The sequence below is a fragment of the Psychrobacter sp. ANT_H3 genome (assembly GCF_027919975.1).
GTDB lineage: Bacteria > Pseudomonadota > Gammaproteobacteria > Pseudomonadales > Moraxellaceae > Psychrobacter > Psychrobacter maritimus.
In genome coordinates, this window is record NZ_JAQISM010000008.1 from 1 (window position 1) to 19,992 (window position 19,992).

The following is a 19,992-nucleotide window of genomic DNA, read 5'->3' on the forward strand; positions in this document are numbered from 1 at the left end:
TTACAGCAGAGGCAATGACGGGGGCACTAAGCGCGGGACGACAGAATATGGATTGGTTTGGGGTTATGCTTATCGCGAGTGTAACAGCGATAGGTGGTGGTAGTGTAAGAGATATCCTACTTGGTAACTACCCTTTAACTTGGGTAGAACATCCTAAATATTTATTAATTGTCTGTGTGGCCGGCCTTATAACGACTTGGTTGGCTAAATGGGTTGTTAAATTTAATGGCATTTTCATACGTTTGGATGCTTTAGGGCTGGCGGCCTTTAGTATCATTGGTTGTCAAGTAGGGCTTAACATGGGACTCCATTACGGTGTTTGTATAGTTGCGGCCATTGCAACAGGCGTCTTTGGCGGATTGCTGCGTGATTTAATATGTCGCCAAACCCCATTGGTTTTACATCATGAGTTATACGCTTCAGTTTCTTTAGTCATTGCTTGTTTATATTTGATACTTCAGCATTTTGCTATTAGTGGTAATGTCAGCGTCATTATTAGTTTAGTTACTGGTTACTTAATCCGTATGGTAGCAGTTAGAGCAAAGTGGCGATTACCCGTATTTCGTTTGTTAGAGAATGCGAAATAAAATAGTGATCCTACCGTTGTAATGATGTCTACGAGCGAGCTGTGTTATTTCAGAGAGCCTTCAAGGCTCTCTATTTTTCTACCATCATACTGACTCTTTTTTTGAGTGGTTAACGCCAAAAAGATGCTGATCTAGCTAATTTTTAGCATATTTACAAGCTTCATTAAGGCTTAGTAAGTATGGTATACCCCAACGGAACCAGCTGTTTCACCCTTTAAACCTATTAACAGACTACTTAAAACAGACTGCTATAATGGAACCACTTATATTGAACCAATGACATTGATCATAGCTTATTTAATAAAGCCTGAAAATAGTTAGCGTTGGTCCATAAATAAGAGCTGACTGATTCAGATCTCAATCTGCCTATCGTTTAGCACAAACTCCTATAGCCGTATTAAACACCCCATAAATTATAAAGTGTTAACCAACCCTATTAACAATAAACGCTCGGTGAAGCTAATTGAACAGCGCTATAATAAAAAATCAGTGCCGCCAAGGAAGGTGAGCACAGTGTATGGATCTCGTTCAATCGGCAAATATGATGTAGAGGTATAACTACACAAACGCATTATAGGGAGATAGGCGATGTTAAACCTTAGATTAAACTGCCAATACATCACTTTTAAAAGTGCTTTAGGCTGCTTCATATTGCCAGTACTATTAATTAGCACTGTACCTAGTACACAAGCAGCTACTCCCACAAAGGCAACTTCGACCAATAAATCTGCTATAAAAAAACCTGTCGACCTAATCACGGATGTCATCACTTATGCCGAGCGTGATTGGCGCTCGGATGATGGAAAGTTCTTATTAACGGTATATTCAGGGATATGGAACCCTCATGGCACTTTATTTTATTTAAACAAAGATGACGGCGTATCAGTTGAAGGATTTCAGAAAGGCTTGAACATCACCTTAAAATCATATGACCCAGAGATTGGACTAGAAGCACCACCAGAATATGCCATCGATGGTACGCTAAATCTGCGTAATAATACGTTAGTAGGAACAGTCACCCACTATCCTGAGGGCGCAGCGACAATCAAAAAAACCACTTTTTCCCCAGCAATTCCTGTTAAGACCTATCCACAGTTTGTCTTTAAATATTATGGCGTTGACGATGAGCGTTGGTATCGCTCTGCCATCACCCAAGTGGATGTCATTAATAAAGATACGAATAAAGTGGTGCAGAAGTTAACGGGTTTTAAAGCAGCGGCGCACAGTACCAGATATGTGGATATGAACTACGACGGCTATTTTGATCTGGTATTGAACGTCGCAGAAGGCGATCACAGTGAAAAATATATTTACTGGCTCTATGATCCACAGAGTAAAAAGTTTGTGCGTAATAAAACATTGGAGGCAGTCTTAGGCTATGCAACACGTTATCCGCACAAGCAACTGGCGCGCTTTAAGGACGACACTCTCAAACGAGTAAATGGTCAATGGAAAAGAGTGCCTTGCTGCTAGACAGCCTAGATGTTCACTGCTGTAAATGTATATTATCTACATTGAAGGCGGTATATGTCGATTCATTAAATAACCTTAAGGGCGGCGCAGTTCTTTCACATTTAACCTATCATAGGCTTTACAGCCTTTTGCATAATCGTTATTACAAGCGATTTGATACCATTCTTGTGCTTCGACTTTATCCTTAGGCACGCCTTTTCCCGCTTCATACATCACCCCAAGGCGATACTGAGAATGGGCATTATCTTGATCAGCAGCGTCTTGGTAGCACTTCAGCGCTATATTATAATCTTGACTAACCCCTTCTCCTTCCTCAAACATAAGACCTAAATTATATTGTGCGTCTGAAAAACCTTGATCCGCAGCTTTTTGATACCATTCGACAGCCTTCTCATAGTTTTGAGGTAAGGCGACTCCTTGGTAATAGCTTACTCCCATATTATATTGACCGACTGCGTTTCCTTGGTTAGCAGCCTTCGAATACCATTCTAGGGCTTTAGCGTAATTTTGAGTAACCCCTTTACCACTGTAGTACATCGATCCAACGGTAGCTTGAGCCGACGCATCACCTTGGTTAGCAGCTTTTAAATACCACTCAACTGCCTTTGTATTATCTTCTGGCATACCATGAGCATTTTTATACATCCACCCAAGATTATATTGCGCTTTTGCATATCCTTGGTTGGCAGACTTTTGGTACCACTTAAAGGCTTGGGCATAATCTTGATCTATGTCTTCGCCGTAATCGTACATTAGGGCAAGGCGGTACTGGGCATCAGCATGTCCTTGCTCTGCCTTCAGCTTAGTGGTTGCAAAGTCTGCAGCTAAGACTGGCACACTTAGCCCAAGCGATAAAGCTAAAATCATCATTGTATGGATAAAAATCGTTTTCATTATAGAGAGCTCCATGGCTTATCCTTAATAACATCAAGACGCTTACAACGATAAATTTTTTATTTACTTAAGGCTGATTAATGAATACTTTATCAATGATTATCTATAAAGCAGCGGTTACTGATTGCAGCTCATCTCCACTCCATTTCCACAAGCTTTATTTAACCATGTATCAGCTTGAGATTTATCTTGCTGCACCCCTCTGCCATAGTTGTACATCGTGCCGATGACATAGGCTGCCATAGTATCACCTTGCTTAGCCGCTTTGAGATACCAGCTAAATGCTTGCTTATAATCTTGCTTTACACCATAGCCATTCTCAAACATCCAGGCCAGATTATATTGGGCTTCAGATAAGCCTTGAGCGGCGGACTTTTGATACCATTCAAACGCTTTCACATAATCCTTAGCAATGCCGCTGCCATTTTCATACATGACCCCAAGATTATTTTGTGCATCGACCTGCCCTTGTTTAGCCGCTTTTTGATACCACTCAAATGCTTTGCTATGGCTTTGAGCAATGCCTTCGCCATGGCTGTACATGACACCAAGGTTATACTGAGCTTCATCATAACCTTGATTAGCTGATTGCTGCCACCACTGCCTAGCCTTGGTATAATCTTGCTCAACCCCTCTGCCAAAGTAGTGCATTGCTCCGAGAACATACTGAGCCTTTGCTTGTCCCTTATTAGCCGCTTTGGTGAGCCATTTAACCGCTTTACTATGATCTTGTGTTACTCCATTGCCTTCGTGATATAAAACCCCAAGTTTAAACTGTGCGTCTGCATTACCTTCGTTGGCGGCTTTAGTAAGCCATTCAATCGTTTTAGCTTGATTTTGAGGTCTGTTTTCTCTATTGAGGCTTAGAAGCTGTAAATTGTTCTTAGCACCATGATTTCCTTGAGAAGCAGATTTTAAGTACCACTCTCGGGCCTTGCTATCACTCTGCTCGATCCCTTCCCCTTTGTGATAAAGAGCACCAACATTGAACTGCCCCTTGTCATCACCTTGCTCTGCTGCTTTTAGATACCACTCGAAAGCTTTAACCGAATCCTGCTCAACACCTTTGCCTTTATCATATAGTTCGCCAAGATTATTTTGAGCCTCAGCATTACCTTGAGAGGCAGCCTTTCTATACCATTCAAATGCCTTGGCATAATCTTGCTCAACGCCTTTATTACCCATATAATATTTAAAACCAAGGCGGTATTGAGCATCAGCATCTTCTTGCTCCGCAATCGCTTGGGTCTTTGCAAAGTCTGCACTAACAGCTGGTAACGTTAATCCAAACGATAGACTCAAAATCAACACGTTATAAATAACAGACGTTTTAGATGTAGTCATGACTAACACTCCCTCTACAAAAAGCAAATATCTAAGCGATTAAAAGCAATAGCGACTTCTTAATTCTAGCTATATTTAGCTTGATTGGATATTGATATTATATATCTTGTAAAGCTACCATTCTATTAACTGCTACTAGCAACAGCTTAAAAGGCTAGCAACAGTTTAGAGAAGATGTCTGCACCACTCCGGTATTGTCTTAATCTCTCAAAATGATCAGTCTCTGCCAATACTTGGGCGGTTCAGTTGTTCGATTTTTTGTAATGGGTAGCCAATAGTAGTAGCATTATTTCTCACTATTTAAAGGTACAAACAACTTCGTCATAATTGTTATTCATATTTTGTACTTCTAAGTACGAATTTTCATATTCTGGCTTAAAAAATTCTTCTAGGCTTTTTGCAATACCAAATTCTGTTTCGGCTCCAGAGTTGCTCGGATTTGTTACATCATAAATATATAAAGGTTGAAACCCATTCTTTTCCCATTTATAAAACTTTTGGACAAAACGTGAATCAACATCACAGTTAGACGGAATGCGAGTTAAATCTTTTTGATTAAAGAAATCATTAAGCTTGTAGACGCCACCAAGAGACTCATCTTCCGTTATACCCTGACCTGAACCTAGAGTAATAATATTTGGCCGGCTCTTATTACCATATGCTGACATCGAACTTGTTTCGTTCAATCTAGCGTTGATAGAATAGTTTGGATCTTCAGGCTCATACTCATTTTTAACGGGGGTTTTCTCAAGCCATTCTTTTGCATAGGGTATCGCCGCTAGTTTATCCCATGTCCAATTGTCATTAGGTTTTAAAGCGAGATAATCAGTTATGGCGATGAATTGCGGGGCATCAGAACTCTTCGCTTCTAAAGCTTCCTCATCTAAGTTATTAGCCTCATCATCGAATTGATTATCAGTAACGCCTATACCATCTGGGCATTGAGTTTCCTTACCTTTTTTATTAATACAGAAGGTACGACCCTCTTTATCATTAACGACAGCAATACCGTTATTAAAATCTATTAGACCTTCACTATCATCCCAATAAGCCTTAATAAACTGCATGGGGATTACAAGCTTACCTGTCTTATCAATGTATCCGTATTTAAGATTATCACTGTTTTCTTCGTAGCTAAAGACAGCAGCCAAGCCATCTGAGAAATCATTGGCCGTTTCATATGCTAAGTTTATTGGAATAATCGATTTGTTAATGGTATCAACATAGCCCCATTTACCGTCTTTCTTAACGGCGATGAGCGACTCGCTTAAGTTGCCCATACTTTCATACATAAAGGGTATGACCACCTCATTCTGTTTATTAATCAGTCCATATTTACTTTCATAATCTTCCGGGTCCTTAGGTGGACGAGCTGCTGTGGCGAATCCATCATAGAAATTAGCTAAAGCTTGGTATTCAAACGGAATAACGGTTTTACCCTGTTTATCAACAGCGCCATAAAGACCTTCAACACTGACAATAGCGAGTGCGTCAGAGAAACTGCTTGTCCACTCGTACTTTGGCTCTATGACTACCTTACCCTTGGTATCAATAAAACCATATTTATCGTTTTTACTGACAGCAGCCAAGCCTTCTGAGAAGTCATTAAACTCTAACGACTCTCCTCCCTCTCCTGCCACTATCGCATCAAACTCAAACGGAATAATTAGTTGTCCATCTTTATCGATATAGCCCACTCTATTGGTTTTTTCATATTGATCGTTACTCTTCTTAATGACCCCTGCAAGTCCGTCTCTTAAGCAACCGACTTTATCGTAGCCCTCTCCATCAGGTATAACGCACTTCTCTTCTTTTTTATCATTTTCAACTTCAGCAGTATCGACTGCCTTTTTTTCACTTACTGACGATGGCGTCACTTCAGCATTATTCTTGTCACTACATCCTGATATGGCGAGAAGGCTAAAAACTAAGGGTAAATAGATAGGTTTCAATGCAACGGTCCTTGTTAAGTGGGGATATTTAGAAGTTTCAGAGTTATATAAATATTTGATAATAATTTCTGAGATTGTGATTAATAGTCTTTCCAGTTGTCAAAGTTATAAACTCCTGAAGTCATATAACTATCACTTTTAGATTTAGCAGTATGCAAAGGCTGACTTGAAGTACAGCCTTTGATCTAGAAGATATATATAAAAATGAACCTAATACTCTCTTACCAAGCCTTGTTCAGACTTATCGTATTTAAAACAAAAAGGCTCATTCATATAACCTGAAGACATTCTATAGGCATCAATATCACCAGAGAAACAAAAACGGTTGGATTTAAGATTAAAATCGTAATGTATAGTATCGCCTTTATTGTTCACGGCTACCGCATTTCCTTCACCGTCAGTTGCAGCTGATAACGCATAGCCAAAAGGCACGACTCTTTTCTTAGCAGGATCAATAACAACCAATCGATATAGTGTCTTCATATAACCTTTGGCATTAGTCTCAAAGGCATAAATAATCTTATTACCATCGAAGTTAGGCTTGCGCTCTTTTATCACCTTTGCGTAGCTTTTTAAGCGGCTATCGGTACAAAACTCTTCATCCTCATAATCAAATTCACATTCAACCACTGTCACACCGTATTTCGTTTTAGGTGCTGCATTAGAAATAGAGGATAGACCCAAAATAACTAAAGATGCCGCGAACATCAGACTCGTTTTTTTTAACATAATAAGTTTTCTCTTAATTTAGATTAGATGGTTCTACAAACCTTTATAGGATCACTGATAGTTTTGCGGATAACGTTCTTGGTCCATTTCATTCCAATCTGCATAAGTCTTTTTAGAGAGTACCTTACCTTGGCGATCTAGCGTAAAACGAGTGATACTGTCATAGCCATCGTTATAGGCATTAGCGCCTTTAGTGTTCAAATTATAAACATCTAACTTTCCACCTTCATAGCGACCACCATCGACGTCTTCAGCATCTCCCATTGGCTCAATATAAGCCCTATCGTATTTAGGGGGTACAATCACCTTGCCAGTTTTATCTATAACACCCCATTTGCCGTTGTTATATCCTCCAACTTTTACAGCAGCCAGCCCTTCGGAGAACTCCATGGCTTCATTCCATTTAGCAGGAATTGCTATATTGCCAGACTTATCAACGAAGCCAATCTTACCCTCATCATCACCCTGCATTGAGGTGTTATACCTAGCCAAACCTTCATAGTAATCATCTAACCAGTTGAATTTAAAAGGCACTATGGTCTTACCAGTTTTATCGATGACGCCATACTTATCATTTTTACTGACGACTACTCTACCGTCACTGAAATCGCCTGCCGTTTGGTAAGTATAGGGTATGACCATTTTACCCGTTTTATTCATATAGCCGTATTTACCGTTTTTATAGACGGCAACCAAACCTTCTTTAAAATCACGATAGTCAATAATCACGCCATAAAAAAGTGGTGCTTGATGTTCAACCGGTATGACTAGTCTTCCAGCCTCATTGATATAGCCTTGCATGTATAAATAGTCTTCGTAATCCTCAGCGCCATCATAACCTTTGACCTTGCCCATTTTCATTAATGAGACACGCGCCATACCTTCTGAAAAATCACCACAACTATAATATTTTGCAGCTACAACAACCTTCCCATTATCATTTTTATAGCCACATTTAACCTCATTGTTATTCTCTATCTCAAAACTCTGCAATGCGGCTACAGCAGGTAATGTCGCAAATACGCCACAGAGACTTAAAGCCAATGCCGTTTTTTTATTATATATTTTCATCTCAATCTCGATTATAAGGTGTGGAAGCGATATAGCATTGATAAAAACTGGCCTAGGCAACACTGCTACTAAGGGTATTAAATTTAGGCAACAATAGTAATCAACTTTTATTCATATATCAATATATATGTTATTTATTACCTAAGCCTTAAGCTATCTTTTAGATAAAAGCTATAGATACAAAAAAGCCAGGCAACCCAAGTTACCTGGCTTTTTTGTATAGCATCTCTTGTTTAAATCGAAACTATCGGTCGTAGCTATCAATTTGTATGACTTGTCATTTTTATAATTCTTTTATACCATCAACAAGACCGAAAATTGGTTTCTAAAGCGGGTGAATGAGCCTTACTCATTGAGTTTTTTTAATTATTCTTCATAGTATATATCAAGATAATTAAAACAGTCATGTGAATAATTTGGATTGGAACAAAAGCAAGTGCGTATTGAAAACCACCCGTAATTGCCGCATTAATTGATTTAGAAATTGCATGTGTCGCTAAACCTAATAATAAGGCGAGCAATAAAATAGGGTTAGTTGGGTTCCCTTGCATGACTACGGCAGCCATTGCTGCATGCACCTCAAACATAGAACTCAGTACGGTTCCTGCAATAAGACCGGCGTCACCCAGCCATAAACTTAAACCATAAACAAGTACTTGAATAATAGTAAGTGTCACTACAATGACACCCGCCTCTTTTAAACTAAACATAGGTGTATCAGTTAACTTAGCTTTCTCTTCGGATCGAGCTTTTCTCATCAACCATATTCCAGGAATAATTAACATTATAATGGCAATAATAGAGGGGAATAATAAAATTTTAAGCCAACTAAAACTTACACCTGCAACAATAATAAGAAGCTGTACCACTGTTGCGACACAGGATATAAGGGCAGCTCCAGCATTTTCTTTTGCATCTGCACGACCCTGACGAACTTCTATTCCAAGGCTTGCAATCGTGGCTGTACTGGATATAAATCCTGATGCTAAAGCAGATAAAAACATGGCGTGGCGTGATGGTAAAAGCCTCTTTGCCATATGTGCTAGTGCTTGAATGGCTAAAATCAATATCAATAATTTTAAAATAATATAAGGATTTAGTACTGAACCCCAAAGATCCCTATTGGGGGTTAAAGGAAGTGCAATTAAAAGTAAGGCCAGTAAAAATATACCATCTTTAAATTCACGCTCAGTAATCCATCTAACCGCTACTCCATGCATTGAATGCTTTGTCACTAGAAGGAAGGTAAGGACGACGGTAAGTGCCGCTGCATAAGGAATATGCCATAAACATAGTCCACCTATAAAATAGGTGAGTATAAAAGCAAGTTCAGTGGTTACACCTGGATCTTCAATTTGTTTATGAGTAGAGATGATACTTATACCACCTACTATCAATGCTCCTATGAGTCCCATAAACAAGCCGAAAGAAAAACAAATTGCCCCTAATAGAGAGCAAATTGCAAAAGATCTAATACCTGCAAAGCTGTGTTGATTCTCACGTTGTTTGCTACGCTCTCTTTCTAGACCAATGAGTAGTCCACAACCTAGCGCTGCAGTAGATGCAGTAATTAAACTTTGGACAGGTTCAATCGTAAATGTATTTTCTATTATGAAATTCATCCCACTCTCTATGACCCCTGCTGTCAAATCCGTATAACTAAACTTGGGAGATTTTGATTACGCAGCATGACGATAAAAATCAAACCACACCGGTCTTAGCGATCTATATCTCAACAGAACCAGTCGTTTTACTCTTTAAACCTGTTAATAGACCAATTAAAATAGACTGCTCTAATGGAAACACTTATAACAGACTGCCCCAGCACTATCAAAGACTCAGTATGCTGACACAATACAATAGCTTTCATTCGCTTAATTCTGCCAGTTAGATAAGGTTTGTATGGCTATGCCTAACTGCTTTGCAGTCGCTAAGATATTGCCATTGTTCTCTAAAATTTCTTCAGCATAGCTCAATGTCACTTTTGACAAATGCTAAACAGCTTGTTATGATAAAAAAACATCGTGGGTTTACGGCTACTTCCAGCGCGATGAAAAACAAAGACTGGTAAAACGCACACCTCCTTTTTGCTCTGTAAGGTGACTGTGTCGTTTCAATTTGGCACAGACAGAGCAACAGGAGATTTCTTTATGACTACTTCTAGTCAATTGATTCCAAAATTCATACTTCTAAAATATTCTTCTCATACTCAGCTACTGAGTCTTATGAGCGCTTTCTGCTATTCCGCTTTTTTAAGCAAACTCTCCAAACTGCTTCATAAACCTTTATCAGTCTCATTCACTGATAGTCAAAGCTATGTTAAAAATATGGCTTACCTTGGTTTTATTACTGTGCCCAACTAATCTGCAGTTTGACACATAGCAATAAGACTAGCTAAGAATTTGAATGCATTCACCTCATTTAATCATCATTATTTAACAAGTATTAAAAGGTAACCTTATGACAGCATATAGCGATAAAACCAACCAAAATGACAATACAAATATCAATCAAGATACGGGCGTTGAAGACTGGATGATAGAGATATGGGACTGGATTGACAACCATAATATATCAGGCAGCCCTGATAGCACCGTCCCTCGTGAACCTGAAGCGTTGCGCCAGTTAGAGCGACTGGATTTGGGATATGGAGAATCAACGAGTTATAGTTATATTGATAATAAGTCAGTATTACAAAGCGAAAGTGAGTCTACTGAGCCGTTACCTGACACTATCGGCCATTTAACAAATCTAAAGTATCTTAGACTCAGAGGTTTTAATGAGCTGCCGGACGAGATTGCTCAATTAGAGAACTTAGAGACGCTGGTGTATATGAACTGTGATTTTGCTGAGTTCCCAAAGGTACTGTGTCAACTAAAGAATCTTAAATCGCTTAATATCTTTTCAAAAAGCTTGGAGAGGTTTCCCGCTCCAAATACTTAAAAATCCTCACTACTCTTTATATGAGCGGTGAGGCTTTTTTTTGTCTAATTTTCAAGGCTTGTAGAAGATATTTCGAAATATCTTTTCTAATCCAGTTAAGTTTAGCTACTCAATCAAAAAGCTCGTTTTCGGTGCAGTGCCCATTTGGTGCCCAAACTGTGCCCCACTTCTTAAACCAAAAGCTCGTTTCAACCGTTAAAGTTATAGTACTATTAGAGTCGACTATCACTACAGTCCATTCTAATTAACGATAGATTGAGCCATTCATGAACTTTATAGACGTTGAACCCACGCTAGAAAACTACTGGCGAGCGATTATTTTGTTTGGTAGAAATACAGCTTCTTATAAATTCGCGCTTGCCAAAGCTCTGATCGACGTTAGCTTAGAAAGAGATTCTGATTTAATTTCATTAGAAGATTTGGCACTGCCCTACGCCATGCATCTGTGTGAACATCTAAAACACAGTCCTAAACAAAGCACTTTTGGTAGTGGTAAGTTTATCAATGCTTGCATTCAATTCAACCATCAACAGATTAGCGAAGACGAACTCATTGATATCACGAATAAAGAAGGATTTAAATACGTTTTGGACGCATTTCATGTGGTCAATACTAAAGCGGTGCAAGAACGGTTTTATGACGTGATTGATGAAGAGTTTTTTATTGATGAGCGTAAACATAATAAAGGTATACGTTTAACAGATAACTTATTTAAATTATTCTATGTGTTTGATCACTCGGCTGAAAATTTGAATTTTGAGACAGAATCACGTTGGAATTTGGTAGAAAAATCTTGGGAGCTCAATATTGGTAAAGGTTTAATTGCGGTTGAATTTGACCAGGATACCAAACAGCTATTTACTCAAGATACTAAACATCGCCGCATCGATATCACCAGTTCAAGAGGTGCATTAAACGGCTATCAAAAGAGCAGATGCTTTTACTGTTTTAAAGAAATAAGTATTGCTTCTAATGACCCGATGCTAGCAGACGTTGACCACTTTTTTCCGCACACTTTAAAACCCCAAGTAGCAACCGCTGGTTGCTGTCGTCCCGTTAATGTCGATGGCGTTTGGAATCTAGTGCTTGCTTGCTCTGATTGCAACCGTGGTATAGACGGTAAATCTGCTCAAGTACCTAATATTGAATTATTAAAAAGACTGCATACACGCAACGAATATTTGATTGGCAGTCACCACCCCTTACGTGAGACTTTAATCAATCAAACGGGTAAGAATGAGAAGATGCGTCAACAGTTTTTGCAAAAGTCCTTTAACTTCTCAAAAGAACGTTTGATTCATGTTTGCCAACCTCAACAACAAGGCTGTAGTCTTTTCTGATAATAAACAGCGATATATAACCTATGATAGATCAATCAAACACCCTAGCCTTTTATAACAGCAATGCACCCTCATTCATTGAGCAAACCATCGCTGTGAATATGCGTCTGCTATATCAACCCTTTATAAATAACCTGCCTGTTAGATCATCAAACCAACAAAAAATACTGGACTTAGGCTGCGGTTCAGGTCGTGACAGTATGCATTTTGCCAGTTTAGGCTTCAATGTTACTGCTATTGATAGTAGCTCGGCATTACTTGACCTTGCAAAAGCAGCTGCTCAAAAGCGCATGGACTATCAAGATACGATTGGGTGGCACTGCGCTACTTTTCAAGACATTATCCAAAAAAACTGGCAACGTCAATTTGCCGCTATCTGGGCATGCGCCTCATTACTCCATGTACCTTATAAGGAGCTGCCTGAATTAATAGATGGGTTGCTACACATGCTAACTGATGATGGAGTTTTTTACGCATCGTTTAAATATGGCGATAATGAGCACGTGAAAGACAACCGCTTTTTTTGCGATATGAATGAAAAACGCTGGGAAACTATCAAGCAAAAAACCAACCATGAGTTCAAAGATGAAATTTGGCTTACCAATGGCCAAAGAGCACATAGAGATGAAAAGTGGTTTAATATTATGATTAAGCAATGACAAACTTAAATTCTCACACAGTCTATTTTTGGATTAGGCTTCTCTTTCTATTTATTTTGATAGCTTATATAGTGACTATAAGCTTAAAGATTTGCTTATGGACTACTATAGCTATTATCATATAAGTGAAGTATTTTACAAAACAAAAAGACAATAACCTAAATCGGAGTAAATAATGATTACCCATGTACCTGATGTGACTTTTAAAACTCGTGTTCGTGATGAATCTATCGGAGGAGACAATCCATTTAAATGGCAAGACTTAACCACAGATGAGTTATTTGCCAATAAAAAAGTGGTTGTGTTCTCATTACCAGGTGCCTTTACGCCAACGTGTTCGACCAGCCATCTACCTCGCTATGAAGAGCTTTACAATGAGTTTAAGGCGTTAGGCGTAGATGAAATCGTTTGTATTTCTGTCAATGATGCCTTCGTCATGTACCAATGGGGCTTAAAGCAAAACCGTGAAAACGTTTTCTTGCTTCCTGATGGTAATGGTGAGTTCACTCGTAAAATGGGCATGCTGGTTGATAAGAGCAATCTTGGCTTTGGTATGCGCTCATGGCGTTATTCAATGTATGTCGACAATAAAGCCATCAAAAAAGTATTTAAAGAAGCTGGTTTTGACGACAACTGCCCAACTGACCCGTTTGAAGTATCAGATGCAGACACTATGTTAGCGTATTTGAAAAGTAATGCTTAATCACATTGACGCTTGACTGTTGTTATTAAGTGTTATCGGGCGTCGATAGATGCTCACATACGGATATTCAAATACTGTAGAACTGCGTCATCTTTAAAGATAAAGGCTACGCAGTTTTTTTATGGTTTTTATAAAAATTTCTATCACTGAGCGGTGTTATTGTTGGGGATAGTGATAATGTGAGCATGATTTTTGGCAAACAGATAAGTATTAAGCATAAGAAAAGCCAGACAACTCAAGCTGTCTGGCTTTTCTTGTGCATCATCTATTAAAAACAGCTCAAAGCTTCTATGCCACTATAAAATCTAACGCTTACGTCCTATAAAGCACTTTAACCACATGCCAGCCAAACTTGGTTTTCACTAAATGCGGAGTAAAGAGTTCGCCGTTGAAGCAGACTTTATCAAATGCCGGTACCATTTGACCTTGTTTAAACTCACCTAAGCTGCCGCCTTTTTTAGCGGATGGGCAGGTGGAGTGTTTCTTGGCCAACACATCAAACTGGGCACCTTTTTTAAGCTTGGCAATAATGTCGTCAGCCACCTCTTTGTCTTTTACTAAAATGTGTAATGCGCTAGCGGTACGAGCCATAATGTAAACCCTTTATAAAATATCGATTATCGGGGCATTATATCACTACTCTCTTTGGTTGCTGGCCTAACTTGACTACGCTATTGCATCAAAAGTCATTATCCACACAGGCGCTACTCTTTAGATGAGAATCGGTGCCTTTTGAGTGGCGCTGCCACTACCTATCAATCTATCGTTTTGAGGACCGCGAAGAACCTCGACCTTTTGCTGGGCGCTTGCCATTTGCAGCAGGTTTGCCCTTGCCAGCAGGCTTCTTGCTATCATCAAAAGGACGCCTGTCTTTACCTTTAGAACCCGCTGGTTTTCTAGCACTATCTTTGGGATGTTTCGCATTTCCCTTTGCTGCGCCCGTTGGTTTTGAAGATTCTTTTGACTTTGACGAAGTATCCGTACGAGGTTTTTTTCGTGGTGCCTTACGAGTTTTCTTAGCAGCAGTACTGTCTTCTGAAGAAGAGTCTTCTATAGACTTCAGTAAAACAGCCATCTCTTTTGGGGTTAAATCTCGCCAGTCTCCAACGGGAAGACCCTTAAGGCTCACATTCATAATACGTGTGCGCTCAAGCTTCACGACTTCATAGCCAAAATGCTCACACATACGGCGAATTTGACGATTTAAACCTTGCACTAGCGTGATGTTAAACACGTTAGGCGACACCTTAGTGACCGGACATTTTTTTGTCATCCTGCCCAAAATAGGCACGCCACCTGCTAAGCCTTCAATAAAACTATCCGTTATCGGCTTATTTACCGTCACCACATAATCTTTCTCATGGTTATTACCCGCACGTAACACCTTATTAACCAAATCGCCATTGCTCGTTAAAAAGATTAAACCTTGGGAATCTTTATCCAAACGCCCAATCGGGAAAATACGTACGCTATGTCTCACAAAATCAACGATATTGTTTTTCTCAGAGCTTTCCGTGGTGCTCACAATGCCTACTGGTTTATTCAACGCAATAAAAACGAAATCATCTGCTTCCCGTGGCTCAATAAGCTGGCCGTTAACTTTTACTACATCTCCAGCAACTACTTGCGCGCCTACTTGAGCACGCTTGCCATTGACGTACACATTACCTTGTTCAATAAAGCGGTCAGCATCGCGCCTGGAGCAAATACCGCTTTCGCTGATGTATTTATTTAAGCGAGTCGAAGAAGCGTTAAACATAAAGCACCGTTTTTACCTAATAAAAAGTCTTTCTTGCTAAGAAAAAGACCTCAACTGAATGGATTATCAACAACGAGATGGCTGACATTATATAGTAAATTCAGTTCACGTTTCAGGAGAGATAGGCAAAAACCTATTGCTCATTGTTTATTGCTCATTGTTTATTGCTCATTGTTTAAAGGTACAAGTAGTCTCATGGCCGTGACCATTACTTCGCTTAAGTTATAGTAATAAACGTTAATCGATGTCAGTTTGGAGAGATTCTGATTTAATTTCACTAGAAAATTTCGCCCCACCCTACGTCATGCATCTTTGTGAGTATCTAAAACGCAGTTCAAATTTAGTATGAACGCATTTCAAATTTAGTATGACAGTACCCTATCACTTGTTATAGTAATCCTCTAAAATAGATACCATTTGTGTAAACCATCAATGTATTACCGTTCAACTTACTGCAAACCTTTATTGCACAACAAGTACTAATTAGATAGCATGTGCTACTTGATACATATCACACCAGCAGTAAGTGACTGTCCGCTACACCAACGTAAGGCTAATCATAATGACCCCAATAATTAGAGTCGCCATCGCCGGTTACGGCAACCTTGGCCGCGGCGCGCAAGCCGCCATCAAACAAAGCCCAGACATGCAGTTAGTCTGTGTATTCAGTCGCCGAGACCCTGCCTCCGTCACCCTGATTGACGACAGCGTGCCCGTGTACGCCATGGACGATATTGCCCAATATAAAGACGACATAGATGTGCTGATATTATGTGGCGGCTCTAAGTCTGATTTGCCTGAGCAAGGCCCAGTGTTGGCTGGTTTATTTAATATCGTCGACAGCTTCGATACACACGCGAAAATTCCTGAGTATTTTGCCGCGCTTGATACACCGGCCAAGAAAGCTAACAAAGTTGCTATGCTATCTGTCGGTTGGGATCCCGGTTTGTTTTCCATCAACCGCTTATACGGCGAAGCCATTTTACCGGTTGGCGAAACCTATACCTTTTGGGGCAAGGGCTTAAGTCAGGGCCACTCAGATGCGGTACGCCGCGTAGATGGTGTGAAGTCAGGCGTGCAATATACGATTCCGTCAGAGCCTGCCATGGCACGGGTACGAAATGGCGAGCAGCCAACACTAAGCACGCGCGAGAAACACACCCGCGAATGCTATATTGTGTTAGCAGATGGCGCAGACGGCGATACCGTACGCAACACCATCGTGACCATGCCGGATTACTTTGCCGACTACGATACCAAGGTACACTTTATCGACCAACCAACGTTTGAGCGTGAACACCAAAAGATGCCCCACGGCGGATTCGTTATTCGCAGTGGTGTAAGTGGCATGGATGATAAGCAGAATAATCAAGTATTAGAGTTCTCATTAAAGCTCGGCAGTAACCCTGAGTTTACCTCTAGCGTGCTCGTGGCCTATGCCCGCGCCGCCTATAAAATGAACTTGGCAGGTGAGACCGGTGCGAAAACCGTACTCGACGTCGCACCTAGCTTATTATCTCCTAAGACTCCAGCTCAGCTGCGTAAAGAGCTGCTGTAAATGTCTGCGCTAGACTAGAAATAAAAAACTGAGCTCAAAAAAGCACCAAGCCATTAAGGTTCGGTGCTTTTTTTATACTCTGGTTTTTGGTGGGCTAGAATCAGTTCAAAATAAAAGCGCTACGTTATGGCTATATGCGACTGGTATAAATTCTCCTTGCTTGCTGTGCGCTTTGCACTCCAGAGGCTACGGAAAATTCATCCCAGTCACACTGTATAGATTTTAAAGTAACTCTACTATATGCTAAATAAACAGTAGAAATCTTTCTACGTGATTTAAAGCTCATTGACGATGTATAAGGATTTTGCTTTATAAATCATTCAGACCCAACCCTCTTCCAAAAGATGCTCGGTGTTACTCACTTTAAACTCATGATATAAGTTAAAAAACACCGTTGGATCTTCAACATTATCGAGCAACCCACGTTTATTGAGCGCCACAAACATCGCTAGCGCATAAGCCGCACAATGGATAGATTTCTTAGGATTAAACTCACGATCCGTAAAAGCTTGATATTGCATGACTTCCTCATGCAGATGAGTATTTTGCTTGAGAGCATTCACATACAGCCAATCATAAAATGTAGTCAATGGCTCTACACTCCATTCCATGCCAAAATAATTATAGCCAATCAGCTCACCTGAGGTTGTTAAACGCTCATCCTTTTTGGCTTGTCTTGGCGGGACTGTCAGCAAGTCAGTATAGGGGCCACCATCCTCAAAAATCATGCTGCTCTGAAAGGCATTTTCGACACTATATGCTTGACCATCATGCTCATTCGTTAGCTGTAAGCTCAATGGACTGAGCGGAAAACTCAGTTTATTGCCAGATTTACTCGATAGCTCTAAGACATGACTAAAGCCATATTTTTTGCGAATAACTTGATGCATATCATTGATGGATTTTTTCTTTTGTCTACTGGCAAACCCCACGTGCCGCTCAAACCTCACCATGTCAGTTTTGACCAAATTGTCACTATTGACTCTAGGCATGAATACCGGTCTGTGTTCTACCGCGTTTTGCGCTTGTTCCATAGGGTTCTGTGTTTCTTGCATTGCAATATGCCTTATATCTTAATTATCAATAGTCTTGTATAAATGTACTTTTATAACGCGTCTTTTATAGCTGGTGATGTGCAATATAAAGTCGTGCTTCATCGTCGCGGCCATTATTGAATACTACTTTATATCCTTTAATCACCCCAGCAAATGGAATTTTACACTGCATCGCCTTATAGTGTGCAGTGATGCGCTCATTAATGATGTCTAGCTGCCTTTGACGCGGCAATAACCTGACTTCATCATCTAACGAGATGCGTTTAAATCTGTCCACCGCCATATATGAATTGAATGACGGTCTAAAGTCTTCATTAAAGGTAATATCAGCATAAACAATCGGTGTGATGGCATTTAGTGAATGACTGGCATCGCGCTCTAACTCTGTTAAAAGGGGTTGGTATACCGTTTTATCAATGCCCAACACGCTACATAACTTTTCAACAAATTCCGAGGCAGCATACTTAAAATCGTAGGTTTTATTAGTCAGTCCCAACGCAGGGCTAGATAGGACTGTTTGCAAGCGATTAATGGCTTTGTCTGTCGTTTTAGGATGATTATGATACCCCATTAGCGTCAGTATTTCATGATGGGATAGCGTTTTTTGCTCGATGCGTTTTAGAATGATAGATTGCAGTGTCGTTGTCGTTGTCGTTGTCGTTGTCGATAGACTAGAAATAGTCATATGAGGCGCTCCTGTTACTCTGTGTATGCCAAAATGATTCAGCACAGTCGTTTTAACTTTACAGAGAAAAAGGAGTTGTGCGTTTTACCAGTTATTGTTTTTCATCGTGCTGGAAGTAGCGTTAAACCCACGATGTCCTTGTATATTAGCAAGGATAAAAATATTTGTCGAGCTGTACGCTTTCTTCGGCATAGATGATATGACTTATCAATGACCAATGACCAATGACCAAAGAGCGAATAGAAATGAGAAGTGGTTTAATATTATGATTTAGCTAAAAAAGGGGCTAAATCTCATAAGCCTGATACCTCAAGCTTACTTACAGCACGGAGTTAGTAACTATCACAGTCAGACTAAATCTTAGCTTATTGAAGACAAAGGAAAAACCACTACCTCATCCCCATCTTGCCACGGCTGAAACTTAGCCATCACTTGCAAAAAAAGTGGATGCTGAAGCCAATCTTGTAGCCAACGCTGCAAATTTGGATAAGGGAGATTGTAAAAAACATCGCGATTTACATGAGCGAATTGACGGACAAAAGGCATAATCCCAATATCAGCAAGCGTGATACCCTTCCCTAGCAAATAAGAATTTTTAGTCAGTAATTCCTCTAAAAGCTGTAAAAATACTTCACCCTTCTGTCGATACTCTGTTTGGGTCATATCGAGATGACGGTCGGCGTATTTATAGCGATCGAGCCAATGTTTAAATTCGTTATCGTTTTTATCAATCAATACATTCGCCTCATGTAAAACTGCATCATGAAGCAATCCTTGCGGATCTTGCTGCTCAAGCGCCCATATCATTATCTCTCTACTCTCTTCAATCACCGTGCCATCTAAAAGCTGCAACACAGGTACCGTACCTTTTGGGCTAATCGCTAGCATTTGCGGCGGCTTATTTTTCAGCGTTATCTCGCGCAGCTTTACCTGCAGCTCGGCAAACAATATGCCAAGGCGGGCGCGCATGGCATAAGGGCAGCGACGAAAAGAGTACAGACATGGATAAGAGGAAGTCATAGATAGGGTTCGCCGTTAAATTAAGATTAATAAGTATAGACACAAAAGCTAGCGTTTTATGGCTAAGGTATATGCGTATTTTAGTAGAGGTTATGACCATACCTTCACCTATTCATGATAACAATGCTAGTACTTGCCCTCAAGGCTAGGTTTGATGTTTAATAATATAGCGAGCCCGCTTAAAAAACGTTCGCTCAATTTTAAAACAATAGTTACCCAA

Annotated in this window: 18 protein-coding genes; 7 read left to right on the top strand and 11 right to left on the bottom strand. The window is 40.0% G+C overall.

What is annotated here, in order from left to right; all coding sequences use genetic code 11:
• Together PG901_RS06020 and PG901_RS06025 are read left to right on the top strand one after the other, a co-directional pair.
• A partial coding sequence (locus PG901_RS06020) for a trimeric intracellular cation channel family protein (RefSeq protein ID WP_271133871.1) occupies positions 1 to 587 on the top strand: 587 nt, incomplete at its 5' end.
• A gap of 588 nt (positions 588 to 1,175) precedes the next feature.
• A complete protein-coding gene (locus tag PG901_RS06025; RefSeq protein WP_271133872.1) occupies positions 1,176 to 2,060 on the top strand; it encodes an XAC2610-related protein in 885 nt (294 codons plus the stop codon).
• Between the two features lie 75 nt (positions 2,061 to 2,135).
• On the opposite strand, the gene PG901_RS06030 is transcribed toward PG901_RS06025, so the two are convergent.
• The 6 genes from PG901_RS06030 to PG901_RS06055 form a co-directional block, all read right to left on the bottom strand.
• Positions 2,136 to 2,969, bottom strand: coding sequence for a tetratricopeptide repeat protein (locus PG901_RS06030; protein WP_271133873.1), 834 nt, complete (start codon positions 2,967 to 2,969; stop codon positions 2,136 to 2,138).
• 102 nt (positions 2,970 to 3,071) lie between these two features.
• Positions 3,072 to 4,298, bottom strand: a complete 1,227-nt coding sequence (locus PG901_RS06035; protein WP_271133874.1) for an SEL1-like repeat protein — start codon at positions 4,296 to 4,298, stop codon at positions 3,072 to 3,074.
• 296 nt (positions 4,299 to 4,594) lie between these two features.
• Positions 4,595 to 6,250, bottom strand: coding sequence for a WG repeat-containing protein (locus PG901_RS06040; protein ID WP_271133875.1), 1,656 nt, complete (start codon positions 6,248 to 6,250; stop codon positions 4,595 to 4,597).
• Positions 6,251 to 6,460: 210 nt separating this feature from the next.
• The gene (locus PG901_RS06045) at positions 6,461 to 6,979 is read right to left on the bottom strand and encodes a hypothetical protein (RefSeq protein ID WP_271133876.1); all 519 of its coding nucleotides are present in this window, start codon (positions 6,977 to 6,979) and stop codon (positions 6,461 to 6,463) included.
• A gap of 51 nt (positions 6,980 to 7,030) precedes the next feature.
• Positions 7,031 to 8,050 (bottom strand): WG repeat-containing protein, encoded by a 1,020-nt coding sequence (locus PG901_RS06050; RefSeq protein WP_271133877.1) that lies wholly within the window; start codon positions 8,048 to 8,050, stop codon positions 7,031 to 7,033.
• 362 nt (positions 8,051 to 8,412) lie between these two features.
• A complete protein-coding gene (locus PG901_RS06055) occupies positions 8,413 to 9,672 on the bottom strand; it encodes an MgtC/SapB family protein (protein WP_271133878.1) in 1,260 nt (419 codons plus the stop codon).
• Between the two features lie 838 nt (positions 9,673 to 10,510).
• On the opposite strand from PG901_RS06055, the gene PG901_RS06060 reads away from it, so the two are divergent.
• From PG901_RS06060 to PG901_RS06075, 4 genes are all read left to right on the top strand, one after another.
• Complete coding sequence (locus tag PG901_RS06060) at positions 10,511 to 10,993, top strand: leucine-rich repeat domain-containing protein (protein WP_271133879.1); 483 nt, start codon at positions 10,511 to 10,513, stop codon at positions 10,991 to 10,993.
• A gap of 266 nt (positions 10,994 to 11,259) precedes the next feature.
• Positions 11,260 to 12,333 carry an HNH endonuclease domain-containing protein gene (locus PG901_RS06065; RefSeq protein ID WP_271133880.1) on the top strand — a complete coding sequence of 358 codons (1,074 nt, stop codon included), beginning with the start codon at positions 11,260 to 11,262 and terminating at the stop codon, positions 12,331 to 12,333.
• 23 nt (positions 12,334 to 12,356) lie between these two features.
• Positions 12,357 to 12,992, top strand: coding sequence for a class I SAM-dependent methyltransferase (locus PG901_RS06070; protein WP_271133881.1), 636 nt, complete (start codon positions 12,357 to 12,359; stop codon positions 12,990 to 12,992).
• 175 nt (positions 12,993 to 13,167) lie between these two features.
• Positions 13,168 to 13,695 (top strand): peroxiredoxin, encoded by a 528-nt coding sequence (locus tag PG901_RS06075; protein WP_201624549.1) that lies wholly within the window; start codon positions 13,168 to 13,170, stop codon positions 13,693 to 13,695.
• A gap of 312 nt (positions 13,696 to 14,007) precedes the next feature.
• On the opposite strand, the gene ppiC is transcribed toward PG901_RS06075, so the two are convergent.
• Both ppiC and rluF read right to left on the bottom strand, forming a co-directional pair.
• Entirely contained in the window at positions 14,008 to 14,286 is a 279-nt protein-coding gene (gene ppiC / locus PG901_RS06080; protein WP_271133882.1) for a peptidylprolyl isomerase PpiC, read from the bottom strand.
• A 169-nt stretch (positions 14,287 to 14,455) separates the two neighbouring features.
• The gene (rluF, locus tag PG901_RS06085) at positions 14,456 to 15,454 is read right to left on the bottom strand and encodes a 23S rRNA pseudouridine(2604) synthase RluF (protein WP_271133883.1); all 999 of its coding nucleotides are present in this window, start codon (positions 15,452 to 15,454) and stop codon (positions 14,456 to 14,458) included.
• A gap of 562 nt (positions 15,455 to 16,016) precedes the next feature.
• Here rluF and PG901_RS06090 point away from each other — a divergent pair.
• On the top strand, positions 16,017 to 17,012 hold the full coding sequence (locus PG901_RS06090; protein ID WP_271133884.1) for a diaminopimelate dehydrogenase: 996 nt from the start codon (positions 16,017 to 16,019) through the stop codon (positions 17,010 to 17,012).
• Positions 17,013 to 17,332: 320 nt separating this feature from the next.
• Here the strand turns inward: PG901_RS06090 and PG901_RS06095 are convergent, their stop codons facing one another.
• From PG901_RS06095 to PG901_RS06105, 3 genes are all read right to left on the bottom strand, one after another.
• A complete protein-coding gene (locus tag PG901_RS06095; RefSeq protein ID WP_271133981.1) occupies positions 17,333 to 18,046 on the bottom strand; it encodes a DarT1-associated NADAR antitoxin family protein in 714 nt (237 codons plus the stop codon).
• A gap of 85 nt (positions 18,047 to 18,131) precedes the next feature.
• Entirely contained in the window at positions 18,132 to 18,752 is a 621-nt protein-coding gene (locus tag PG901_RS06100; protein ID WP_271133885.1) for a hypothetical protein, read from the bottom strand.
• A gap of 360 nt (positions 18,753 to 19,112) precedes the next feature.
• Positions 19,113 to 19,772, bottom strand: a complete 660-nt coding sequence (locus PG901_RS06105) for a glutathione S-transferase (protein WP_271133886.1) — start codon at positions 19,770 to 19,772, stop codon at positions 19,113 to 19,115.
• Between the last annotated feature and the right edge of the window lie 220 nt (positions 19,773 to 19,992).

Coding starts and splice junctions, on each gene's coding strand:
- PG901_RS06035 (WP_271133874.1), bottom strand. CDS start 4,298: ATGACTACATCTAAAACGTCTGTTATTTATAACGTGTTGATTTTGAGT.
- PG901_RS06075 (WP_201624549.1), top strand. CDS start 13,168: ATGATTACCCATGTACCTGATGTGACTTTTAAAACTCGTGTTCGTGAT.
- PG901_RS06045 (WP_271133876.1), bottom strand. CDS start 6,979: ATGTTAAAAAAAACGAGTCTGATGTTCGCGGCATCTTTAGTTATTTTG.
- PG901_RS06065 (WP_271133880.1), top strand. CDS start 11,260: ATGAACTTTATAGACGTTGAACCCACGCTAGAAAACTACTGGCGAGCG.
- PG901_RS06090 (WP_271133884.1), top strand. CDS start 16,017: ATGACCCCAATAATTAGAGTCGCCATCGCCGGTTACGGCAACCTTGGC.
- PG901_RS06055 (WP_271133878.1), bottom strand. CDS start 9,672: ATGAATTTCATAATAGAAAATACATTTACGATTGAACCTGTCCAAAGT.
- PG901_RS06025 (WP_271133872.1), top strand. CDS start 1,176: ATGTTAAACCTTAGATTAAACTGCCAATACATCACTTTTAAAAGTGCT.
- PG901_RS06070 (WP_271133881.1), top strand. CDS start 12,357: ATGATAGATCAATCAAACACCCTAGCCTTTTATAACAGCAATGCACCC.
- PG901_RS06105 (WP_271133886.1), bottom strand. CDS start 19,772: ATGACTTCCTCTTATCCATGTCTGTACTCTTTTCGTCGCTGCCCTTAT.
- PG901_RS06060 (WP_271133879.1), top strand. CDS start 10,511: ATGACAGCATATAGCGATAAAACCAACCAAAATGACAATACAAATATC.
- ppiC (WP_271133882.1), bottom strand. CDS start 14,286: ATGGCTCGTACCGCTAGCGCATTACACATTTTAGTAAAAGACAAAGAG.
- rluF (WP_271133883.1), bottom strand. CDS start 15,454: ATGTTTAACGCTTCTTCGACTCGCTTAAATAAATACATCAGCGAAAGC.
- PG901_RS06030 (WP_271133873.1), bottom strand. CDS start 2,969: ATGGAGCTCTCTATAATGAAAACGATTTTTATCCATACAATGATGATT.
- PG901_RS06095 (WP_271133981.1), bottom strand. CDS start 18,046: ATGGAACAAGCGCAAAACGCGGTAGAACACAGACCGGTATTCATGCCT.
- PG901_RS06050 (WP_271133877.1), bottom strand. CDS start 8,050: ATGAAAATATATAATAAAAAAACGGCATTGGCTTTAAGTCTCTGTGGC.
- PG901_RS06100 (WP_271133885.1), bottom strand. CDS start 18,752: ATGACTATTTCTAGTCTATCGACAACGACAACGACAACGACAACGACA.